Here is a 22,369-nt window from a genome sequence, read left to right as displayed (position 1 = left end):
TCCACCGCTTCCCACGCCACGCCGTCGCCGGAACGCCGCCCCCCGAACTGGTCGAAACACGGACGGGGTGCCGTGGTCGGTGCTATACCGGCATGACGCTCTGAGGGGCGCAATGCGGGGGGCAGAGTTGTGGTGGAGGACGGCCGTGGACAAGTCGACGATGATATGGGTCGTTTACCGGGCATATCCGGACGCGCGAGACGTCGACCGCGTCCAGGTCTGCTGCTGATCCTGGTCCTGGTGATCGTGGCGGCGATCGCCGCCAGTTTTGTCGTACTCCCGCGCTATCTCGAAGAGGACGACAAGGCGACTGCCAAGAGGCCGCCCTCCGGGATGGCGCCCGGACGGTTTGCCGGGGAGTGGAAGGCGCAGGTCGAAGGCGGCGCTCCGCTCGGTTATCACGAGCCGACCGGCAGTCTGTTCCTGTGGTTCTCCGACCGTCCCGCCTCGCCCGCCGGTCTCTTCGTCCTCGACGCGAAGTCCGGTAAGAGGAAATGGCAGAGCCCGGTGAACTGGGACATCGAAATCGAGTACCTTCCCGTTGATCCGGTGCTCGGCGATGTTGTCGTTGTCGCCGGAAAGGATCCGTACGGCGAGTCCCGCCTGGCCGGGCTCGGCATACGCGACGGAAAATTGCTCTGGTCCCGCCCCTTCCCCCAGATCCGTCCTGAGATGGCCTTCTCCGACGGCTTTGTTGTCATGCAGACGGACGAATCGAGTGTGCGGGCCATCGGTGCCGCGCGGGGCACCGACAGGTGGAAATGGTCGGCTCCGGCAGGTTGCTCGGTCGTGGTGGTCCACGGCAGCGATCAACTCGTTGTCGTGGAGACCTTGTGCGGCGAGCGACGGGACATTCGCTCACTCGACAGAGCTGACGGCCACGAGTTGTGGAAACGCAGAGTGGACATGCGTGTGGGCTCCGAATACAGCCCCAACTGGGGTGTACGTGGCGGTCTCGTCGGCTTGACCGTCGGCGAGCAGATGTGGGCCTACAACGCCCGGGGAAAGACGGTCTTCGACAAGGCGAAGGGCGCCAGTTGCGGCGTCGGCGCGGACTGTTTCGCCGCGGGCGGCGACGTCGGTGTCCTGCGCTTCGCCTCAGGTGACGACAACATCGTCCAGGCCGTCGATCTCAGCGACGGCAAGCCGCTGTGGCGGCACCACATGACGGCGGACGTGCTCCAGGTCCGCGGGGACAGCCTGCACATCTTCGGGCGGTTCCCCGAGCCGCTGTTTCCGCACTTTCTGGCGACTGTCGACCTGCGTACCGGAACGTACCTCCTCAGCGCGACTCCGGCCCCGGCCCCGGACGCCACGGGAGACGACTTCATCGGCGTGGTGCGGAACCGGGTGCTGATGAACGAGAGCCTCGGCTCCTTCACCGCCTATCGGACGGTTCCGGCCGCCAAGGGGTTCTTCGGCGGTGCTCTGCCCGACGCCTGGCCCGATGCTTGCCGAATGCTGCGTCCGCAGGCGGTGGCGGATGTGATGGGCGACGTGCATTCCTACGCGGCGGTTCCGGAGCGGTTGGCCTTTCTCGGGTCGCGTCTGCCCCGGCCCACTGTCTGCCGATACCGCCCGGACCCGGTCGACGGCCCCCTTGTGAGCGCGAGGATCGTCTGGGTCGCGCCTACGGAGGAAGACGCCGCCGGGATCATGGATCGGTTCGTCGAGGCCGGGGGCGTCACCCAGCACCCTGGTGTCGGTGACGCGGCGGCCCAGAGAATGCCCTGGCAAGGGCAGGAGGAGCAGACCGTGTACTTCCGGGTGGGCAGGTACCTCGCTGCCGTCAGCGTCGAGGGACAGGCGGACCGGGCGCCCGAGTTGGCGAAACGGGCCGCTGAGGGTCTGCGTCGGCTCTCTTGAAGGCAGGTGAAGGGCTCCATGACTGTGTCTCCCCGCCGTCGCCGGCCCACTTCGGTGCGCAACGGAATTCGTCGGCCGGTTCGGCGACCGCGCACCACTCCGGAGCGGACCGGACCGGCGAACGGGACGGACGTCGGGACCCCGGAGACGGGAAGGCGTCCTTCCCTGATCCCGCTCGCTCTGATTGTCGGAACTCTCGTGACCGCCCTCCTGGCGGCCCTCGCCACGGATCTCTATTCCTGGGGGAGATCCCTCCTCACCGAACCGGGCGAGCCTTTCACCGCCAGCGTGTCCGTCGAGGACGACGGCACGCACGGTTACGCTCTGCCCGAGCCGCTGCGCACGGGAAACGACGCCTATGCCTTGCGTACGGGGTTTTCCACGGACGCCGAGTGGCTTCGGTTCCTGAAACGGAACGAGGCGGCCCCTGTGGGCGAGGCGCGTGTGTCGATCGTTCTCAAGGGACTTCGTTCCACCGTCCGTGTCACGGACATGCGGGTGCACATGACCGACACGGACCCCGTGTTGAAGGGCACCGCGATCCGTCCTTACACCCAGGGTGATGTCGCGTCGGTGCCTGTGCTGGTCGACCTGGACGAGCCCCGCCCCCGTATCCGCGGAAAGGGCGGCGCTCCTTACTTCCAGGGTTACAGCATCGATCTGGCGAAGGACGAGCGGGTCTCCGTCGAACTGAGGTGTAAAGGGGACAAAGCCCACTACGAGTTCTCCCTCGGCATCGATTACCTCGATGACGACGGAAAGCACACCCTTTACCTGGGCCGATCGGGCCGGACAGCGGAAAAACCGGCGGAGATCAAGACGAGCGACACCTTCCGCGTAACGGGCGAGGCGCGCTCGTACAGCACCGTCTACGAGGGCAACAACATGGGCCGGGGATATCACCCGGTGCGCTGAGGTGCGGCGGTCCTGGCACGCAACTCCTCCAGGACCAGCGTCAGTTCCCTCACCGCCGGGGGCATGGCGCCGATCGACCGCAGGAAGCCCTCCCCGCTGTTCCCGCCGCTCGGGGGCGTGTCGTACGCCAGCGCGGAGACACAGTCCCGGCCGGCAGCGCCTCGGCGTCCTCGCCGGAGATCCCCTGCGCGGTCGTCCGTTCCAGCACGCGGGCCCGTACGGCGGCCAGTTGGGCGCGATCCAGCTCGGTGAGCGTACGGGGCTCCGCGGCGGAGCCCCTGCGCAGGATCCGGCCGAGGGTGTTGTACGGCCGGGGGTGTTGTACGGCCGGCGGCCGCGTCGCCGCGCGCTGCCTTCGCGGGGTGCCGGGTGACCACGTAGGCCCCTTCGTACGGCCGGCCGGCCCCCTACGCCACCCGTACGGCCCCGCGCCGACTGCGCGTGGGCGTGGACGGTGGTCGGCTGGGGGGTAACCGCGCCCGTCCGCAGGCGCGCCCGCCCGGTCAGGGAGCCCACATGCCGGTCGAGCCGTCCGCCCGCACCAGCGCGACGACCGGGGTGGATCCGGCCGCCGGGCGGCCGTTGTCCGGGGATGTCGCGGCCGAGTGCCCGGGAGCCTCTCGCGTCGCTCTGCCCGGTGGGGGTGGTGGGAGCGGGGTGCGCCCGGCGGTGGGCGGGGGCGGGCGGGTGCCCCGGGTGTTGTTGCGAGGGGCCGTGCCCGATCCGTACCCCTTTTACCGCACCCTTCGTGAGCGTTCCCCCCTCGCCTACGAGCCCGTCCTCGGGGTCTGGCTCGTCAGCCGGTACGACGACGTCTCCCTCGCGCTCACCGACCCCCGGTTCACCCAGGGCCACCGGCCGGGCGACCCGGACTGCGCCGCCCATCCCGTACTGCCGGAGCGCGGGCTCGGGGAGGTGGTCGAGCGCACCGCGTACGTGCTCGCGCGGCGCATCGCGGGGCGGGGGCGGGCCGACCTCGTCGAGGAGTTCTGCCGGTGGCTGCCCGCCGGGGCGCTCGCGACCGCCGTCGGCGGGGCCTGCCGGGACGGCCGCGATCTGTCCCGGCTCGTACGCCGCCGCGCCGAGACCGCCCCCGCAGGACCGTGCGCCTCCCGCACCGCCGTCCGCGAGACGGCCCTCGCCTCGTTCCTCGCCAACGTCCTCGGCGAGCCGGGCCTCTCCGCGCTCCTGCGCGAACGGCCCGGGCTGATCCCGCAGGCCTGGGCCGAGTCCCTGAGGCGCGACCCGCCCGTGCAGGTCGTGCTGCGCCGTACCTCCACCGGGGTCGAGGTGACCGGCGGCACCCTCCCGGCCGGTGCCCAGGTCGCCTGCCTCATCGGGGCGGCCGGCCGGGACCCCGCCCGGTTCCGGGACCCCGACCGCTTCGACCTGGCACGGACCGACCCCGGCCAGCTCACCTTCGGCACCGGCGCCTGCCCCGCCGTACTGCTCGCGGGCCTGGAGGCGGAACACGGCCTGCGGGCCCTGCTGGCGGCGATGCCCGCCCTGCGCTGGGCCGACGGCTTCCGGCCCGTCCCGGCCGGACTGATCGTCAGAGCCCCACGCACGCTCCTCGTCAGCCCGAACGGCTAGGGCGCGTTCCAGACGTCCCGCGTAGCCCCTTCGCCGACCCGCCCTAGGAGCGGACCGTCCTGAGCAGCGCCACCGGACGGTCCGCGAACAGCTCCGCCAGAGGCACCGGTACGCCGCCCTCGAACTCCCGGGCGGGAGACGCCAGCGCGTCCGACCAGCGGCCGGGCGGCAGGACCAGTTCCGTGTCGGACCAGCCGCCCGCCTCCGCCAGCCGCAGCGGCAGCCGCGTCACCGCCGTGACCACCTCGCCCGAGCGGCAGAACGCCAGGCAGTGATCGGCGGCCTGGCCGCTCGCCGCCAGGGGGATGTACGTCCCCGACGCGCCGAACACCTCGGGGCGCTCCCGGCGCAGCCCCAGCGCCGCCGTCGTGACCACCGTCTTCTCGTCCGGCGGGCCGGTCCTGAACGGCGCCCGGTTGTCCGGGTCCACCAGGGCCACGTACTCCCGTTCCGTGCCCTGGTACAGGTCGGGCACGCCCGGCATCGTCAGGTGCACCAGCGCCGCGCCCAGCGCGCTCGCCCGTACGTACGGGCCGAGCGTGCGCGTGAACGCCGCGACCGTCCGCCGCGCCGGACCGGCCGGCCCCGCCTCCACGAATTCCGTCACGGCGCGCTCGTACAGCGGGTCGCCCTCCGTCCAGTTGGTGTGCAGCCCCGCCTCCCGTACGGACTTGAGCAGCGCGGGGGCCATTCGCGATCCGTCCGGCCAGGACGCCTCCGCCGCCTCCGCGTCCCCGGCGGCCGCCGTCTCCGGGTCGGTGCCGAAGCCGCGCCCCCCGCCCCCGTCGCTCTCCTCAAGGAGTTCGCCCGCCGGCGTGAAACCCACCGCCGTCTGCCACGCCTGCCACGCCAGCTGCGGATCCGGCGCCGCCACGCCCGTCACCCGCTCCAGCAGGTCGCCCCACCGCTCGGGGCACTCGGACAGGACCGCGATCCCGGCCCGTACGTCCGCGCTGCGCTTGGTGTCGTGTGTGGTCAGTACGGTCCCGGTCGTCGGCCAGTCCCGCGCCAGCCGGGCGCAGTACGCGTGGAACCGCTCCGGGCTCACCGCCGGGTCGCCCGGGTCACCGCCCACCTCGTTCGCCGAGATCAGCGGCACATAGCGGTAGAACGCCGTGTCCTCCACGGACTTGGCGCGCAACGCCGACGACGTCTGGGCGAAGCGCGCGCAGAACGCCACGTGGTCGGGGCCCGTACCGAGCCGGCCGAGCGCCAGTTCCCGCACCACGTCCACGGCCGACGACTCCCTCGGCACCACGAACGCCGCCTTCACCTGCCGTACCGCCTCGTCGGAGACCGCCGCCTCCGCCGCGTCGGGGCTCGGGCCGCCCGCCGTCGTGTAGGGGCGGTAGACCGGGACCCGTACGAGCAGCTCCCGGATCGCGGTGCGCAGCGCCCACGGCGCGTGGTCGCGCAGGGCCGGGTCCGCCGCGCAGATTCGTTCCGCCGCCCGGCCGAGGAACGCCGTCTCGGCGGCCAGTTCATGGATGACCACCTTGTACGCGGCCCGGCGCACCGTACCTTCCCAGTACCCGCCCCGGTCGCCGGCCGGCGCGGCCACCGTGCGGTACAGGTCCTCCAGCGCCCGCGCGCCCACCGGGTCGGTGAAGACGCCATCGATCCGGTGCAGCGCGTCGTAGCCGGTGGTCCCGGCGACCGGCCAGCTCGCGGGGAGCGGCTCCTCGCCGGTGAGGATCTTCTCCACGACCGTCCAGCAGTCGCCGCCCGTCGCCTCGTCCAGCCGGCGCAGGTACTCCTCCGGGTCGGCGAGCCCGTCCGGGTGGTCGATCCGCAGCCCGTCCACGACGCCGTCCCGTACCAGCTCCAGGATCTTCGCGTGGGTCGCGTCGAAGACCTCCGGGTCCTCGACCCGCACCCCGATCAGCTCGGAGATGGTGAAGAAACGCCGGTAGTTGAGTTCCGTACGGGCCAGCCGCCACCACGCGAGCCGGTAGTGCTGACGGTCCAGCAACTCGGGCAGCGGCAGCCCCTCGGTGCCCGCCGCGAGCGGGAAACGCTGGTCGCCGTGGCACAGCCGCCCGTCCTCGACGCGCAGCTCGCCCGAGTCCAGCTCGTCGCCGACCGGGCCCGGCAGGACGGGCATCAGCACCTTGCCGTCCCCGGCGTCCCAGTCGATGTCGAACCAGCGCGCGTACGGCGAGTCGCGGCCCTCGCGCAACACCTCCCACAGGGCCTTGTTGTGCCGGGGCGCGGTGGCCATGTGGTTGGGGACGATGTCGAGGACGATCCCGAGGCCGTACTCATGGGCCCGGCCGGCCAGGCGCCGGAGACCGTCCTCACCGCCCAGCTCCGCGCGTACGGTCGAGTGGTCGACGACGTCGTAGCCGTGCGCAGAGCCGGGAACGGCCTCCAGCACCGGCGAGAGGTGCAGGTGCGAGACGCCGAGCGCGGCGAGGTAGGGCACGGCTTTGGCCGCCGCCGAGAAGGGGAAGTCCGGCTGGAGCTGGAGCCGGTAGGTCGCGGTGGGCGTCATACGATCGTACGTACCCCGGTTCTGGGCTTCTGTGTCATCACCGTCACCGGCTCATGCGTACGGCCGGACAACGGGCCCGGTGGGGTCTCCGCGATCACCCGGCCGCCGTAGAGCCTACGGCTTGTGGACGTACGGCGTGGTGATGCTCAGCTGTACGAATCCCAACCGGTGAAGGATCGGGCGGCTGTCGTCGGAGGCGTCGACCTGGAGGAAGGGGTAGCCGCGCGCGGCGGCGATCCTGGCCCGGTGGGCCACCAGCGCCCGGTAGACGCCCTTCCCGCGCCACGCCTCGGCCGTACCGCCGCCCCACAGCCCGGCGAACTCCTTGCCGGGCGGCAGCTCCATGCGCGCCGCGCTCACCGGTACGTCCCCGGCCATCGCGACCACCGCGACCACCTCGTCGGGGGTCTCGGTGAGCTGGGCGAGGAGCCGCTGCCTGAGCCATCCGCCGCCCGAGCCGAACGCCTGCTCGTGGACGGTCGCCACCAGCTCCACCCCGGCCGCGTCGGTCACCGGGACGAGTCGTACGCCTTCGGGCAGCTCGACGGGGGCGGTCAGTCCCGCGGTCTCCGCGACCATCAGGGCCTCCGGGGGCTCGGGGACAAAACCGGCCCCCAGGAGCAGGTCGGGCAGGGCGGCCGGCCGGTCGTGGCTGTAGTGCTTCCACTCGAACTCGCGCCCGAGCGCGGTGAAGTGCGCCACCTGCGCGGCGACGGCCGCCGGAGCCGACTCCTCGTCCAGGTCCGACCAGAGGATCCCGTTCCAGTCGTGCGGGCCGCCGCTGCGCCGTACCACCCCGCCGGTGTGCTCGACGACGGCACCGGTGTTGTCGGGGGCCGCGTCCCGGCGCATCCGCCGGTCGAACAGAGTCAGTACCTCTTCGTGATCCATCCGGCCACGAGAACACCGCGGGGCGGCAGGGGCAACCGCATTAAGCCCCCACCGCCCCGCCGGGCGTCACGCCGGGCGCATCAGGACCGTCAGGCTGCGGCCGATCATCGTGATCCGCTCACCGCCGTCGACCTTCTCGCCCTGCCCCGGAGGCACTCCCTCCGGCCGGCCCGTGTCGACCATGACCTGCCACTGGCGCCCGTGGTTCACCGGAACCACGAACTCCAGCTCCTCCGCGCTCGCGTTGAACATCAGCAGGAACGAGTCGTCCGAGATCCGCTCACCGCGCGGCCCCGGCTCCGAGATCGCGTGCCCGTTCAGGAAGACCGTCATGGCCTTGGCGTGGGCCGCCTGCCAGTCCTCCTGCGTCATCTCGCCGCCCTCCGGCGTGAACCACGAGATGTCGGAGAGGTCGTCGTGCGTGCCCTCCACCGGACGGCCGTGGAAGAAGCGCCGCCGCCGGAAGACCGGATGGTCGCGCCGCAGCCACACCATGGCCTGGGTGAATTCGAGCATCGTACGGTCGGTCTCGGCGCCCGGCTCCGGCCAGCGGACCCAGGAGACCTCGTTGTCCTGGCAGTACGCGTTGTTGTTGCCGCCCTGCGTCCGGGAGAACTCGTCACCGTGGCTCAGCATCGGCACGCCCTGCGACAGCATCAGCGTCGCGATGAAGTTGCGCATCTGGCGGTTGCGCAGCTCGATGATCTCCGGATCGTCGGTCTCGCCCTCCACGCCACAGTTCCAGGACCGGTTATGGCTCTCGCCGTCCCGGTTGTCCTCACCGTTGGCCTCGTTGTGCTTGTCGTTGTACGACACCATGTCGTGCAGGGTGAAGCCGTCGTGGCACGTGGTGAAGTTGATGGAGGCCAGCGGCCGGCGCCCGTCGTCCTGGTAGAGGTCGGAGGACCCGGTGAGCCGGCCGGCGAACTCCGCCAGCGTCCTCGGCTCGCCCCGCCACAGGTCCCGTACGGTGTCGCGGTACTTGCCGTTCCACTCCGTCCACAGCGGCGGGAAGTTCCCCACCTGGTAGCCGCCCTCGCCGACGTCCCAGGGCTCGGCGATCAGCTTCACCTGGCTCACCACCGGGTCCTGCTGCACCAGGTCGAAGAACGACGACAGCCGGTCCACCTCGTGGAACTGGCGGGCCAGGGTAGCCGCCAGGTCGAAGCGGAAACCGTCGACGTGCATCTCGGTCACCCAGTACCGCAGCGAGTCCATGATCAGCTGGAGCACGTGCGGACTGCGCATCAGCAGGGAGTTCCCGGTCCCCGTGGTGTCCGTGTAGTAGCGCTGGTCCTCGGAGAGCCGGTAGTACTGCGCGTTGTCCAGGCCCCGGAAGGAGAGCGTCGGGCCGAGGTGGTTGCCCTCCGCCGTGTGGTTGTAGACGACGTCGAGGATGACCTCGATGCCCGCCCGGTGGAGCGCCTTGACCGCCTGCTTGAACTCCAGGACCTGTTCGCCCCGGTCGCCCCAGGAGGCGTAGGTGTTGTGCGGGGCGAAGAAGCCGATCGTGTTGTAGCCCCAGTAGTTCGCGAGGCCGGCGTCCACAAGACGGTGGTCGTTGACGAACTGGTGGACCGGCATCAGCTCCAGCGCCGTCACGCCCAGTTCCGTCAGGTGCTCGATCACCGCCGGGTGGGCCAGCCCCGCGTACGTGCCGCGCAGTTCCTCGGGCAGCTCCGGGTGGAGCATCGTGAGGCCCTTCACATGGGCCTCGTACAGGACCGTCTTGTGGTACTCGGTCCTCGGGAGCCGGTCGTCGCCCCAGTCGAAGTACGGGTTGACGACGACGGAGGTCATCGTGTGGGGGGCGGAGTCCATGTCGTTGCGCGAGTCGGGCTTCCCGAAGTGGTAGCCGTACACCGACTCGTCCCACTCGACGGCCCCGCTGATCGCACGGGCGTACGGGTCGAGGAGCAGCTTGGCGGAGTTGCAGCGCTGCCCCCGCTCCGGTTCGTACGGTCCGTGGACCCGGAAGCCGTACCGCTGGCCGGGCATGATGCCCGGCAGGTAGGCGTGCCGGACGAAGGCGTCGCTCTCGCGCAGTTCCACCGCCGTTTCTGAACCGTCGTCGTGCAACAGGCACAACTCGATCCGGTCGGCGGCCTCGGAGTAGACCGCGAAGTTGGTGCCGGCGCCGTCGTACGTGGCGCCGAGGGGATACGTCTGTCCCGGCCAGACCTGCATAGATACAACTCTTCCATTTCTGATCCGGGTGCTGCGGGTCACTTGAAGACAGATCTTCCCCGAAAGTGGCGTCACCACCTAGGAACCGGGTGGATTCTTGCCCGAGTCAACGTGGCGTTCCGCGCCGTCGCCCGGATCGCGGACCCGGGTTCCGGGGCGTGGCGGTCCCGCCAGGGCGGTGACGGGGGAGGTGCGCACCGGGCGCAATCCCTATGAATCATCTCACTCCGTCAGATCTTGCCGCTGGGAACGGCCTTCCTGATCACGGGAGTTGGCAAACCGGCCTGCCCATCGGGCTGCACCGGCTCCCATCGGCGGAGTACCCTTCCTTGATCGTTGAAGGGGAGATGAAGGCGGTGCGCGGGTGAGCTCGGGAGGCCTGGAGCTACCCCCCGGTGACGCGAGTCACGAGGGGGATTCCGGCGACATCCCGCCCGGGGCGGTCTCCCTCGCGCGACCGATGGAGATCGGGGCGGAGCTGGACTGGGGCGCGGACGCCTGGAGTGAGGTCCGCACCCGCGCACAGCGGGCGGGGCGCGCCTACATCTGGCTGAACCTGGTCGAGCAGCGGCTGCGGTCCGTCGTGGCCGCGGTGCTGAGACCCATCTACGAACCGGTGCACGGCGAGGAATGGGTGGTCGCCGCCGCGGGCCCCGCCGGGCAGGAATGGGTGCAGCGGGCCGTGGCCGTACGGGAGGTCTCGCGGCGCAAGGGCTACCTCCTGGACCCGGCCGACGACAACGTCCTGAGCTTCCTCACGCTCCCGCAGCTGCGGGAGCTGATGGTCCAGCACTGGCCCTGCTTCGAGCCGTACTTCGACGACCGGCGCGATGTGGAGCTGGCGCTGGACGAGCTGGAGGTCGCGCGGAACGTCGTCTCACGCAATCGGGCGCTCTCCGAGACGGTCCTCGCGCAGGCGGAGCGGGCCTCGGCCCGGCTGCTGGAGATCCTGGGCGGGGGCGCCGGGATCCCCTCGACGGCGCGGCTGCGGGTCGACGCGGTGGAGGACCTGGTCGGCGACCGGTACGCGGACGTGGTCTCCGTCCATCCCGACCGGGTCAGGCTCCAGCGCCAGATCCCGGCGGAGGACCTGTTCGGCGGGGCCCGGCGCGTCGACGCCATCGGGATAGGCCTGAACCTGCTGGTGCAGAACTTCTCCGGGCGCCGGCTGATCCGGCTCGCCGAGTCGGGCTGCCGGATACGGCTGGTCTTCCTCAACCCGGCGAGCAGCGCGGTCAAGCGGCGCGAACGCGAACTGGGCCTGCGGAAGGGCGAGCTGAGCCGCACGGTCGAGATGAACATCCTGCACATGCGGCGGGTGCGCTCCAAGCTGCGCGACCCGGGCGCCTTCGAGATCCACGTCTTCGACGAGACCCCGCGCTTCACCGCCTACCTGGTGGACGGCGACGGCCCCGACGGCCTCGCCGTGGTCCAGTCGTACCTGCGCCGGGCCCGCGGCATGGAGGCCCCGGTCCTGGTGCTGCGGGGCGGCGGCCGCGAGGTGGTCCGCGCGGGCCAGGAACAGGAACACGGCCTCTTCCAGACGTACCGCGAGGAGTTCGAGTCGGTCTGGACGGATTCACGACCGGTGTCCTGAGCGTCCCGGGGCACCTCGGGGCCGCTGGCCGGCGTCACAGCTCACCGCGACCTTTTCTCGATGTGAGGCGCGTCGGGCGAACTCGACCACGCTGCGGAGGATCGAATCGCCAAGCTGAGGGAGCGCAGCCAAGGCCGTCACAGGATTGTCGGTGAGGCGGCCCAGGTACAAGCCTAGGTGTTCGCGGAGGCCTGGGTTCGCGAACGCTCAGCTACGAGATGCCGGATGCGCGGAACACCGCGTACTGCCGACCGCCCTAGGGAATGGGTGACCGAAGTAGTGCTCCCGAATGATCACGGGGAGTGAGTTAAAGATGTGCGTATCCTAAGCGGATCAGTCCCTTGACTTGGAACTTCACTATCGGGGCGGCGGAACTTAAGCCACGACCTCTTCGTCCCGAACGCGATTAGACGGTGCCCTGACGTCTGGCCACATGCTGCCGACCTGGTCGTTCCGCTGCGCAAGCGCCCATCAGTGTCCACGACCGTTCGATCGTGTTCACTCCGGGTGGCTCCCTGTTTGGCTCCCCAAGGCGAGTGGGGTCTTGAGAGCCAGGGCGATGGACCACGACTGACCCTTCGCGCTTTTCGACTCCGCGTTGCCCGTTCGTCCCCGTTGGCTTTGGTCCGTCGGCCAGCTCAACGGGAAGCTGAACAGCCATCAACGCCAGCGGATTGGACTGAGGGCTGGACCGCTCACGCAACGGCTTGATCTAGAGGAGTTGTGGCGCGGAGCTTGCGGCCAGCCCGGAACATGTACTTGCCATAACGGCAGTGCGCCTCCCAGCCGGACGATCATGAATGTGGCGGAACGCTGGTAAGTCGGGGTTCGCAAGGCGGTAAAACCATGTTCCCGGGCTGTCTGGCCGGGTAGCCTTCAGGGCCGGCGCGACGCAGTATAGGGGTGGGGGGTCGTGTGCCTGTACCGGAACTGACACATGTAAGAGGGATGCTTCCAGTCGGTCGCTACGAGTGCACTGAGGAGGAAGTGGAAAGCGCGTTCGTATCGCATGAACGGTACGTCGCTTCGACAACACGACAAAGCATCTGGAACGATTGGGAGACGGCAAGGGACACTCTCCGATCCCTGGTAAGGGTACACGGTGTCTGGATAGCTGGAAGCTTCACAACGGACAAGCTAGACCCCGGGGATATAGATGTAGTTTTCATTGTGGGTGGCGAGGAATACGACCAACTAGATAACCGGGAAAAGGCGATGGTTAGTCTATTTGCTACAGGGGGGGCGGGTGCGGCTCACCATAATCTGCAAGTAGATTCGTATATGCTTCCCTGGAAATGCTTCCCGATTCCTGATCTGAGTGATGAAGGTCAAAGTGAGTATTTTTCCAGGAGGGGGTACTGGGACGACTTTTGGCTCCGGACGAGGAGTGGTGCAAAGGATGATCCTCCGGTGGGAATGGATGCTACTCCGAAGCGAGGGTATTTGGAGGTGAAGTTCGATGAATACCTCTAAAGAGCGTGCGGCGGCATTGCGGGCTCGACTGAGTAAGGCGAAGCTGCCCACCCCGCCACAGGCCAGTGGGGAACTAGGCCGTGCGAGTATCCACGCCATGCTGGCCGAGGCTGGCCTGAAACCGCGAGAGGTAGACCCTCGGCTTGATGTCCGGCTTCACGGCCGTGCCATTGGCGGCCACGAGGTGCCCGTAAGGCAAGCAACTTCCATCCTCGGCTCCTTGCAAGACGTTGTCTCTGCATGTGGTCAGGCAGTGGCCAGGAAGATCACTGCTGCGGGGAGCATGCCCGGAGCAATCCTTAGAGCTACGGAACTACGAATGTCTCCGGCCCTCGGCTTCGGATCCGTCGTATTCCATCTCGGCGGAGCCTCTGAAGTGGTAACGGGTGATGAGTTCCCAGGTACGACCGGGACCGAAACGTTGCTAGATCGTGTTTTCGGTGAGCTTTTTGCTGTCCTAGACTTTGTCGCAAAGAATCAAATTCCGGACTCAGTGACCGTGGAGCATCTCCGGAAGCTGGGACCCAGATTTGCTAAGCATCTCAATGAACTCGCAAAGGAAGTGATGGATTCTGAAATCGACATCGATTTGGCTTGGAGAAGTAGTTCCTCTTCGGCTGATTCGACGTTGAAGCGCCCTGGCGCCCTAGCGCTGAAAGATGCTATCGAGCGCAACCGTGAGGAAGTTTCTAGTGAATACTTCCAGGGTGTTCTGAGTACGGTGAGTATGCTGGTCCGTCCTCAGCTGGTGATGTTCGATGGTCGCCGAATTGATATGGCTGTCGATGTCCAGGTGGCTGCGAATCTTGGAATGTATTACAACCGGCAAGTCGCGGTTGAGGTGGAACAACGTCGACTGTGGTCTATTGCCACCGAACGGGAAACGTTGAGCTACAAGCTGCTTCATATTGAGCTTGCGGAGCCGGAACTTGGCCCCTAAGGAGAAAGCTCGCTGGCTGGCAGGCTACCTACGACCCATTACTCACTCCAACTCTCATCCCATTCGCCGTCGACCCACATGTCTGTGGGTCGGGCGCGGTTCATGGCGTCCAGGTGGAGCACGCCGCTGTGTGAACAACCTGGACGCCATGGGCCGCCTCTCCTCGGTTCCGGTGCCGATCGCCCCTACCGCCGGAGGCATCGTCTCTGACCATCGCACGCTGTGGGCTCTACCTCGCGGGCCGGTGCCTTGCTGCGATCCCATGGGCCGAACCCGGCGTCGAAGGCACAGGGGTGGCCGTGCCCGCGACCACCCCGGCCAGTGAGGTGCCCAAGGGAGGGCTCCAGCCTGCGGTGGGTTCTACTGGGCGGTGACCACGTACGCGAGCACGCCGAGGAGAGCCAGGAGCGCGAGCATGTAGAGCACTTGGCCGGTGCAGGAGGTTGCTGGGTCAGTGTCAGGGTGAGGCTCGGTTGTCGGGCGGGGGCTGTCCGTCGGGGTGATCACTACACGTCCTCTACGTCTGCCCAGACGCGCTTTCCCCACCGCAGTGGGTCGACGCCCCATTCGGCGGACAATCCGGCGACGATGGTCAAGCCCCGGCCATGCTCCTCGTCGGGGCCAGCCTCGTGCGGCGTCGGCAGCTTGTGGTCCTTGTCCACGACAGCGACTCGTACGGTGCGCTCTGCGGTGCGGGTGATGGTGACGCGGATTGACTTCGCCCGCGCGTGCTGGGCGGCATTGGCCACCAGCTCGTCCACGATCAGCGTCGCGGAGTAGCAGAATTCCTGGAGGTGCCAGGTGTCCAGGGCCGCCCTCACCAGATTCCTGGCCGGTACCACAGACTCGGGCAGCCGCGGGAATGTCTCGCTGTACGCCGGGGCACCGACGGCGCTCGCGATCGTCAGTACTCTCCGGCGTGTGGTTGTGCGGGTTTCCGCTCGGGGATCACTCATGAGTGACGTTCTCCTGGGCGTACGACGGCGAACAGAGCAGGCAGGATGCCGGACAGTGTTGTACGTAGCAGGTGCTCGCACGTGATGCTGATCGCTCCTCGACGCGGCGGCACCAGCCAGTAGGCGCCGGGCGGCCGGCACCGATCCTCGGGTGGCAGCTCCAGTTCCGTCGTCTCGCTTATCATGCTCAGCGGCCCACCGACGGGCATCGTCGGCCATGCGCCGGTGGCGCCGGACTTGACGAAGAAGCAGATGCTGGGCGCCGTCGGGTCAACCGCCACGGTGCCTGGGAAACCAATCCGCGCCAGTACCTGGAGGCCGTAGTACCGCCTGACCCGAAGCATTTCCCAGTCCGGAGGCGCTAACGCGCCGCCGACGCAGGGAAGAGCAGGGGAATGATCTGTCACCACCGGATCTCATCTCGTAGACACTGCTGTGAGCAGGAAGCTACGGCGAGCGCGCGGTGACAACCCGAACTCTCAGTTCGGGTGAACTGTCAGTTCCGGTCGGTCAGGTGAACCCCAGGCGCTCCACGAGGCCGGTTACCTGGCGTCGGTAGGTAGGACGTACACGCTGGAGGAGGCTCGTTGCCATGTCTGCTGCGACGGTGCTCCGGGTCATGTCTTCGGCACTCAGCTTCTCCAGGTCCAAGAGGTGAACCAGGACCGCAGCGTCGTCACGCCGCTGGTAGTAGCCGCGGGCGAGTTCCAGAGTGAACGTGAACTGCCGCTCTCTGCTTGGAAGGTGGGAGATGTCCATCTCGTCAGCCAGGCGTAGCCCCTCCGCGCTCTGGCCGGCGAGCATCTCGATACTCAAGGCGTGGAGGTTGACATTCGTAGGCCCGAACACGGTCCACATAGTGTTCGATTCCCCGGCTCTTTTGCCGAGAGGGGCCGCTTTCTGGTCCAGACGCGCGCGCGCGTCCCACCACTTTTTGCGCTGCGCTTCCGCTACGACACAGACGAGTTCGAGTGCCCCTTGGATGGCAGCCTTCTCGTTGCTTTCGGGGACGGAGCGGAGTTCTTCGATCGCGATGCGGGCGACCTCGTGCGCTTCCTGAGCACCGCCGTCCTGCGACAGAAGGCAGTGCCCGAGATTCCAGTGCGCGGCAGCGAGCCGGATGGGATCGTCCGCGTCCTCTGCGGCTCGACGGGCCCGGTCCGCGACCATCAGAGACAAGTCGAGCCGGCCGGACCGGCGACAGTAGGACCGTAGGAGACCGTACAAGTCCGCTGCCGCGCGGAGCACATCGCGCCGAGTTGCCGTGCTGCTCGATCCACGGTGCACTCGGACGGAGTACTCAGCGTCCGCGACGAGCGCGGGGAGCACCGCCTCGATCTCCGTGAATCGCTCCGTGCTTGTCTGCCACGTGCACCACGCTTCTTCAACGCGCGTGCGTAACGCCGCCGGCCCTAAGGGGGAGCCCGTTCGGGTCGAGCCGTATCCCAGCAAGGCGTGGGCGACGTCTGGCGCGGTCGTCCGTGATGCGGCGGCCTTGGCAGGTGATTTGTCGGCAAGGAGCGCGGCAACCGGTACATCAAGTTCGGCTGCGATCCGGGTCAGCAGCTTGGGTGAGGGGACGCGCTTTCCGTTCTCGATCATCGAGAAGTACCGCTCTGTGACTCCGCACAGCCCGGCTACCGCGGCCATCGACCGATTGCCGTGCTTTCGCCGGTGGTACCTGATCCGTGCCCCGACGGGCAGTCTTGGTGTTTCTTCCATCTACCCTCCCGATTACGCCAGAGTAGGGCGGACGGCTCTGTCATGGGAGCCCTCCGCGACGTGGTGGATGGTGTGATCAGATTTGGGGAGGGGCGACACATGCCTCAACTGCTCCTGTGGGACATCGACCACACACTCATCGAGACACACGGTGTCGGACGTGAACTGTCAGCGGCGGCGTTCGCGGAGGTGACTGGTCAGCCCATGCGGCGACAAGCCACGATCGACGGGATCACGGAAGCTGTGATCTTCCGGGAGACCGCCAAACTGCACGGTCTCACCACCGACCGTCGGGACTTTGAACGGTTCGCGCGTGCGCTTACCGAACAGCACGTATCGCGGGTAGGGGAGTTGAGGAACCGAGGCTCTGCGCTTGTCGGCGCCGCAGCGGCCTTGGACGCTCTCGCCACGGCGAACGTGCGGCAGACCGTGGTGACAGGGAATGTACGCCCGGTTGCTGAGATCAAGCTGAACGCCTTCGGCCTGGACACCCATATCGAATGGGACGCGGGTGCCTACGGAGAGGACGCGGACCTCCGGCCGGCCCTTGTTGCCCTCGCCCTTGACCGTTCGTCCACTGCCGCGGCGGATGCCGTACTGATCGGCGACACTCCTGCGGACATTGAAGGCGGACACGAGAACGGAGTGCGGGTGATCGCCGTTGCGACGGGCCGCAGCTCCGCGACCGAGCTGCGTGAAGCGGGCGCTGAATTCGTCCTCGACGATCTGACTGACGTTGCTCTGCTCCTCAAGCTCGTCACCGGCCGTACGTAGCCTGCCCGGTGGGACCCGCTGTCAGTGGCGGGTGGCAGGGTGGTGATTCAACGGGGAAAGCGCCGACCTGGGGGACGCGCCACCGCTTGACGAGGGAGGGATCACGATGACTTGGCATGGGGAGCCGCTGGTCGCGTTCGACCTGGAGACCACCGGCACGGACATCGAGAGTGATCGCATTGTCACCGCCGCGCTGGTGAGGCTGGAGCCGGACGGGCGCGTCGGTGAGGAGCGGACGTGGCTGCTCGACCCGGGGATCTCCATCCCCGAGCAGGCGTCGGCGATCCACGGCATCTCCACGGACCGGGCGCGCGCGCACGGGGCGCCGGCCGCGCCGGCGGTCGAGGAGATCACGGAGGCGGTGGCGCGGGTGTTCCGCTCGGGCGTACCGCTGGTGGTGATGAACGCGCGGTACGACCTGTCGCTGCTGGACCGGGAGTGCCGGAGGTACGGGATCGAGCCGCTCGCGGCGCGGTTGGGCGCGGATCCCTCGCCGGTCATCGACCCGCTGGTGCTCGACAAACACGCGGACCAGTACCGCAAGGGCAAGCGCACGCTCCAGGCGCTCTGCGCGCACTACGGCGTGGAGCTGGCGGACGCGCACGATGCCCGGGCGGACGCGGTGGCGGCGGCGCGCGCGGCCCGCCGTATGGGCGAGAGGCACCCCTCCATAGGAAGCGTTCCGCTCGCGGACCTGCACGCGCTCCAAGTGCGCGCGGCGGCCGAGCAGTCCGCCTCGCTCCAGAGCTATCTGCGGCGTACGTCGAATCCCTCGGCGTACATCGAGCCGGCCTGGCCGCTCGTCCCGCACGGCGCGCGGGTCGGCTGACCGGCCGTCAGAAGGGGTACCAGCGGACTTCCGGGTCGCCCTCCCGCAGCGAGGCGACCCGGCGCCGGAATTCCTCCGCCGCCTTGGGGTTGGCCGGGGCGTGCTGCGCCACCCACGCGCAGCTGGCCGTCTCGCGGGCACCGCGCAGGACCGTGCAGCCCGGCCAGTCGCGTACGTCCCAGCCGTACGTGGCGGTGAAGGTGTCGTACGCGTCGGGGGCCAGGCCGTACCGGTCCCTGGACAGGGCCATCACCACCAGGTCGTGCTCCCGCAGGTCCGCCGAGAAGGTCTCCAGGTCCACCAGGACAGGGCCTTCCGGGCCGACATGGACGTTGCGCGGCAGCGCGTCGCCGTGGATCGGGCCCGGCGGGAGATGCGGGGTGAGGGCCGCCGCCGCGCCGGCGAAGCCGTCCCTGCGCTCCCGCAGGAAGGCGGCGTCGGCGGGGTCGACGGCGTCGCCGGCGAGCCGCAGCCACCGTTCGACCCCGCCGAGCAACTCACGGCGGGGGAGGGCGAAGGCGGGCGCGGGCAGGGCGTGGACCGCGCGCAGCAGGGACGCCAGATCGGCGGGGCCCGCCGGGCGTACGGCGTCGGGCAGCCGGTGCCAGAGGGTCACCGGGTGGCCGTCGGCGGTACGGGCCTCCGGCTCCGCCGCCCGTACCGCCGGAATGCCGCACTCCGCGAGCCAGGACGCGAGGGAGACCTCCCGCCGCGCCCGCTCCAGCAGTTCGGGCTCGCGCGTGGCGTCCCGGCCGACCTTGACGACCAGGCCGCCCGTCGCGAACACCGCGTTCTCGCCGAAGGCCAGCAGTTCCGCGTCGCGGGCCAGCCCCGCCGTGACCAGGAGGTCCCGCGCCCGTGCCTCGTCCATGGATCTTCCGATCTCCTCGCCCCGGTCACTGTTCCGATCGCTCCGACCGGCAAGTCTCGCATCCGCGCAGGCCACCTTGACGAACGGAAAGCCCGTCAGCACGATGACGGAGGCTGCCGGGGCACCCCCCACCGCACTCCCGAGCCGCCCGAAGGAGTCAAATCCGTGACATCGGCGAGCGCGACCGCGCCCGGGACGACGCGGTCCGGCAAAAAGCCCGGTAAGAAGACCGGCAGGAAGAGACCCGCGCCCGGTGCCGGCCACGGAGCCTGGTTCCTGGTCCTGCCCGCGCTGATCCCGATCCTGGTGCTGAGCGTCGGACCGCTCCTGTACGGGATCGCGCTCGCCTTCACCGACGCCCAGTCCGGCCGCACCGAACCCACCGAGTGGATCGGGACGCTGAACTTCCAGGACCTCCTCCACGACACGCTGTTCTGGGACTCGTTCCGGATCGGGCTGTTATGGGCGGTCGGCGTCACCGTGCCGCAGTTCGCGCTTGCCCTGGGGCTGGCCCTGCTGCTCAACCAGAACCTCCGCTTCCGCTGGCTGGCCCGCGCCCTCGCGATCATCCCCTGGGCCATGCCCGAAGTGGTCGTCGGCATCATGTGGCGGCTCGTCTACAACGCCGACGCGGGCATCCTCAACGAGACGCTCCGCGACACCGGTCTGGGCGACGGGCGGGACTGGCTGACCGGCCTCGCCACCGCCCTGCCCGCCGTGATCGTCGTCGGGATCTGGGCCGGGATGCCCCAGACCACGGTCGCGCTCCTCGCCGGCCTCCAGAACACCCCGCACGAACTGCACGAGGCCGCCGCGCTCGACGGCGCGGGCGCGTGGCGCCGGTTTCGTACCGTCACCTGGCCCGCACTGCGCCCGGTGGCCCTGGCCATCACCGCGCTCAATTTCATCTGGAACTTCAATTCCTTCGCCCTGGTCTACGTGCTCACCAGTGGCGGACCCGGCGGCCGCACCCGGCTGCCGATGCTCTTCGCGTACGAGGAGGCCTTCCGCTACGGCCAGTTCGGCTACGCGGCCGCCATGGGCTGCGTCATGGTCGCCGTGATCTCGGTGATCCTCGCGCTCCATCTGGTCGGCCGGCTCCGAGAAGGGGAGAACGGATGAACGTCCGCACCCGTGGGCCCGCGCGCGCCGGGCAGTACGCCGCGCTCCTCTGTTATCTCGTCTTCCTCGCCTTCCCCTTCCTCTGGCTGATCTCCACCGCGTTCAAACCGGCCCGGGAGCTGGCGAGCCTCCACCCCACCTGGATCCCCGACCACCCGACCCTCGACAACTTCCGCCAGGCCTTCGACGAACAGCCGCTCGTACGGGCCGCCGGCAACAGCCTGGTCGCCGCGCTGTCCGCCGCCGTGATCGCCGTGGTGATCGCGACCCCCATGGCGTACGTGATGGCCCGCACACGCGGCAGACTCGCGGCGGCGGCGACGGGCTGGGTGGTCGTCAGCCAGGCGTTCCCGTTCGTCCTGCTGATCATTCCGCTGTTCCTGGTCCTCAAGAACCTCCACCTGATCAACTCCGTGCCCGGCCTGGTCATGGTGTACGTCGTGTGGTCGCTGCCGTTCGCCCTCTGGATGCTGGTCGGGTACGTCAGGGCCGTACCGGTCGAGCTGGAGGAGGCCGCGTCCGTGGACGGCGCCGGCCGACTCCGTACGCTCGTCTCGGTCACCGCGCCCCTGCTGGTGCCCGGCATCGTCGCCACGGCGCTCTTCGCGTTCATCACCGCGTGGAACGAGTTCTTCTTCGCGCTCGTCCTGCTCAAGTCCCCGGAGAAACAGACCCTGCCGGTGGTCCTCACCCACTTCCTGGGCGCGGAAGGGGTCGCCGACCTCGGCCCGCTCGCCGCCGCCGCGTTCCTCGCCACCCTTCCCTCGCTCGTCGTCTTCGCCGTCATCCAGCGGCGGATCACGGGCGGGATGCTCGCCGGGGCGGTGAAGAGCTGATGCTGATGCGCAGAGCCGCCGTCGCCGTTGTGGTCCTGACGCTGCTCCTCACGGGCTGTTCCGGCGGGGGCGGCTCCCGCGACGGCCGGATCACCCTGCGTTTCCAGTCCTTGGCCTGGCAGGACGAGTCGGTCCGGGTCAACAAGGAGCTGGTGGAGGAGTGGAACGCCGCCCACCCGGACATCCGGGTCGAGTACGTGCAGGGCAGCTGGGACAGCGTCCACGACCAACTGCTCACCTCCTTCGAGGGCGGTGAGGCGCCGGACATCATCCACGACGCCTCGGACGACCTCGCCGACTTCGCGTACGGCGGCTATCTCGCCGATCTGGGCCCGCTGCTGCCAGCCCGGCTGCGGGAGGACATCCCCGGGAGCAGCTGGGACACGACGACGTTCGGGGACGGCGGCGGTGTTTACGGGGTGCCGTTCCTCCAGGAGCCACGGGTCCTGATCGCCGACAAGAAGGTCCTCGACGCGTCCGGGGTGCGGATTCCGACGCCGGACAAGCCCTGGAGCTGGCCCGAGTTCCGGCGGATCAGCAAGGAGCTGACCGCGCGGATGGGCCCGGGGAAGTACGCCGTGGCGTGGCCGCTCAAGGACCCGGTGTCCGCGACGCTCAACCTGGGGCTGTCCACCGGGGGCCGGCTCTTCCACCGGGGCGCGGACGGGAAGGTGACGGTCCGTTTCACCGACGGCGACGCGGTGGTCCCCGAGACCGTCCACGCCCAGGTGAACACCGACGGGAGCGCGTCGGGGGCCACGCTCGGGATGGGCGGGTCCGACACCCTGCCGGGGCTGTTCGGCGGCGTCTACGCGATGGTCCCGCTGGGGTTCTCGTACCGCCAGCAGATCATTCAGCAGGCGCCGGAGGGCTTCGAGTGGACGGTGCTGCCCGCGCCGGCTGGGGACAGCGAGGGGCTGGCCCAGGGGGTGAGCCCGCAGACGCTCTCGGTCGCCGAGGACAGCCCGTACAAGAAGGAGGCAGTGCGGTTCATCGACTTCCTGCTCCAGCCGTCGAACATGGTGCGGCTCGCGAAGGGCGACTGGATGCTGCCGACGGGGACCCGCGCGCTCGCGGACCCCTCGCTGCACACCGCGAAGGACGGCTGGGCGACGGGTGCGGCGCTGGCGCGGGATCTGCGGTCCGCCCCGGCTCAGTCGGTGCGCGGGTATCCGGAGTGGAAGGACAAGGTGGCGACGCCGGCGCTCCAGGAGTACTACAGCGGGGCGATCGGCCGGGAGGAGCTGGAGAAGCGGCTGGTCGAGGACGGGAATCTGGTGCTGGCGCGCTATCAGAGGTGAGG

General features: G+C 69.0%; 17 protein-coding genes. 11 read left to right on the top strand and 6 right to left on the bottom strand.

What is annotated here, in order from left to right:
- Nucleotides 1-129 precede the first annotated feature (129 nt).
- The 3 genes from ACIO1C_RS16390 to ACIO1C_RS16380 all read left to right on the top strand — a co-directional run bounded on the left by ACIO1C_RS16390 (nt 130) and on the right by ACIO1C_RS16380 (nt 4,374).
- Nucleotides 130-1,866, top strand: a complete 1,737-nt coding sequence (locus ACIO1C_RS16390) for a PQQ-binding-like beta-propeller repeat protein (RefSeq protein WP_401863634.1) — start codon at nt 130-132, stop codon at nt 1,864-1,866.
- Nucleotides 1,867-2,154: 288 nt separating this feature from the next.
- Nucleotides 2,155-2,781 carry a hypothetical protein gene (locus ACIO1C_RS16385; RefSeq protein WP_401863632.1) on the top strand — a complete coding sequence of 209 codons (627 nt, stop codon included), beginning with the start codon at nt 2,155-2,157 and terminating at the stop codon, nt 2,779-2,781.
- 516 nt (nt 2,782-3,297) lie between these two features.
- Nucleotides 3,298-4,374, top strand: a complete 1,077-nt coding sequence (locus tag ACIO1C_RS16380; protein WP_401863630.1) for a cytochrome P450 — start codon at nt 3,298-3,300, stop codon at nt 4,372-4,374.
- Between the two features lie 43 nt (nt 4,375-4,417).
- Here the strand turns inward: ACIO1C_RS16380 and treY are convergent, their stop codons facing one another.
- The 3 genes from treY to glgX all read right to left on the bottom strand — a co-directional run bounded on the left by treY (nt 4,418) and on the right by glgX (nt 9,946).
- Entirely contained in the window at nt 4,418-6,868 is a 2,451-nt protein-coding gene (treY, locus tag ACIO1C_RS16375; RefSeq protein WP_401863627.1) for a malto-oligosyltrehalose synthase, read from the bottom strand.
- 114 nt (nt 6,869-6,982) lie between these two features.
- On the bottom strand, nt 6,983-7,759 hold the full coding sequence (locus tag ACIO1C_RS16370) for a GNAT family N-acetyltransferase (RefSeq protein ID WP_401863624.1): 777 nt from the start codon (nt 7,757-7,759) through the stop codon (nt 6,983-6,985).
- A gap of 66 nt (nt 7,760-7,825) precedes the next feature.
- Entirely contained in the window at nt 7,826-9,946 is a 2,121-nt protein-coding gene (glgX, locus tag ACIO1C_RS16365; protein ID WP_401863621.1) for a glycogen debranching protein GlgX, read from the bottom strand.
- A 364-nt stretch (nt 9,947-10,310) separates the two neighbouring features.
- Here glgX and ACIO1C_RS16360 point away from each other — a divergent pair, with 364 nt between their 5' ends.
- The 3 genes from ACIO1C_RS16360 (at nt 10,311) to ACIO1C_RS16350 (ending at nt 13,956) form a co-directional block, all read left to right on the top strand.
- A complete protein-coding gene (locus ACIO1C_RS16360; RefSeq protein ID WP_401863619.1) occupies nt 10,311-11,543 on the top strand; it encodes an SAV2148 family HEPN domain-containing protein in 1,233 nt (410 codons plus the stop codon).
- Between the two features lie 915 nt (nt 11,544-12,458).
- The gene (locus ACIO1C_RS16355; protein WP_401863616.1) at nt 12,459-13,016 is read left to right on the top strand and encodes a DUF6932 family protein; all 558 of its coding nucleotides are present in this window, start codon (nt 12,459-12,461) and stop codon (nt 13,014-13,016) included.
- Entirely contained in the window at nt 13,003-13,956 is a 954-nt protein-coding gene (locus tag ACIO1C_RS16350) for a hypothetical protein (RefSeq protein ID WP_401863613.1), read from the top strand. Before ACIO1C_RS16355 ends, ACIO1C_RS16350 begins: the two co-directional genes overlap by 14 nt.
- Before the next feature lie 506 nt (nt 13,957-14,462).
- On the opposite strand, the gene ACIO1C_RS16345 is transcribed toward ACIO1C_RS16350, so the two are convergent.
- Together ACIO1C_RS16345 and ACIO1C_RS16340 are read right to left on the bottom strand one after the other, a co-directional pair.
- Entirely contained in the window at nt 14,463-14,912 is a 450-nt protein-coding gene (locus ACIO1C_RS16345; protein ID WP_401863611.1) for an ATP-binding protein, read from the bottom strand.
- 510 nt (nt 14,913-15,422) lie between these two features.
- Nucleotides 15,423-16,634 carry a helix-turn-helix domain-containing protein gene (locus tag ACIO1C_RS16340; RefSeq protein ID WP_401863608.1) on the bottom strand — a complete coding sequence of 404 codons (1,212 nt, stop codon included), beginning with the start codon at nt 16,632-16,634 and terminating at the stop codon, nt 15,423-15,425.
- Between the two features lie 99 nt (nt 16,635-16,733).
- Between ACIO1C_RS16340 and ACIO1C_RS16335 the strand changes: the two genes are divergently transcribed.
- Complete coding sequence (locus ACIO1C_RS16335) at nt 16,734-17,408, top strand: HAD family hydrolase (RefSeq protein ID WP_401863606.1); 675 nt, start codon at nt 16,734-16,736, stop codon at nt 17,406-17,408.
- Nucleotides 17,409-17,514: 106 nt separating this feature from the next.
- The gene (locus ACIO1C_RS16330; protein ID WP_401863603.1) at nt 17,515-18,237 is read left to right on the top strand and encodes a 3'-5' exonuclease; all 723 of its coding nucleotides are present in this window, start codon (nt 17,515-17,517) and stop codon (nt 18,235-18,237) included.
- 7 nt (nt 18,238-18,244) lie between these two features.
- On the opposite strand, the gene ACIO1C_RS16325 is transcribed toward ACIO1C_RS16330, so the two are convergent.
- On the bottom strand, nt 18,245-19,108 hold the full coding sequence (locus ACIO1C_RS16325) for a phosphotransferase enzyme family protein (RefSeq protein WP_401863600.1): 864 nt from the start codon (nt 19,106-19,108) through the stop codon (nt 18,245-18,247).
- A gap of 165 nt (nt 19,109-19,273) precedes the next feature.
- On the opposite strand from ACIO1C_RS16325, the gene ACIO1C_RS16320 reads away from it, so the two are divergent.
- The 3 genes from ACIO1C_RS16320 to ACIO1C_RS16310 are packed head-to-tail and all read left to right on the top strand — an operon-like array spanning nt 19,274 to nt 22,367.
- Nucleotides 19,274-20,230, top strand: coding sequence for a carbohydrate ABC transporter permease (locus tag ACIO1C_RS16320; protein WP_401863597.1), 957 nt, complete (start codon nt 19,274-19,276; stop codon nt 20,228-20,230).
- Nucleotides 20,227-21,066 (top strand): carbohydrate ABC transporter permease, encoded by an 840-nt coding sequence (locus ACIO1C_RS16315; RefSeq protein WP_401863594.1) that lies wholly within the window; start codon nt 20,227-20,229, stop codon nt 21,064-21,066. The genes ACIO1C_RS16320 and ACIO1C_RS16315 overlap by 4 nt, the downstream gene beginning before the upstream one ends.
- Nucleotides 21,066-22,367, top strand: a complete 1,302-nt coding sequence (locus ACIO1C_RS16310) for an ABC transporter substrate-binding protein (RefSeq protein WP_401863591.1) — start codon at nt 21,066-21,068, stop codon at nt 22,365-22,367. Before ACIO1C_RS16315 ends, ACIO1C_RS16310 begins: the two co-directional genes overlap by 1 nt.
- The last annotated feature ends 2 nt before the right edge of the window (nt 22,368-22,369 follow it).

Source organism: Streptomyces sp. NPDC087420 (assembly GCF_044744165.1).
In the GTDB taxonomy this organism is placed as follows: domain Bacteria; phylum Actinomycetota; class Actinomycetes; order Streptomycetales; family Streptomycetaceae; genus Streptomyces.
This window is presented reverse-complemented; position numbering and strand designations above follow the sequence as displayed.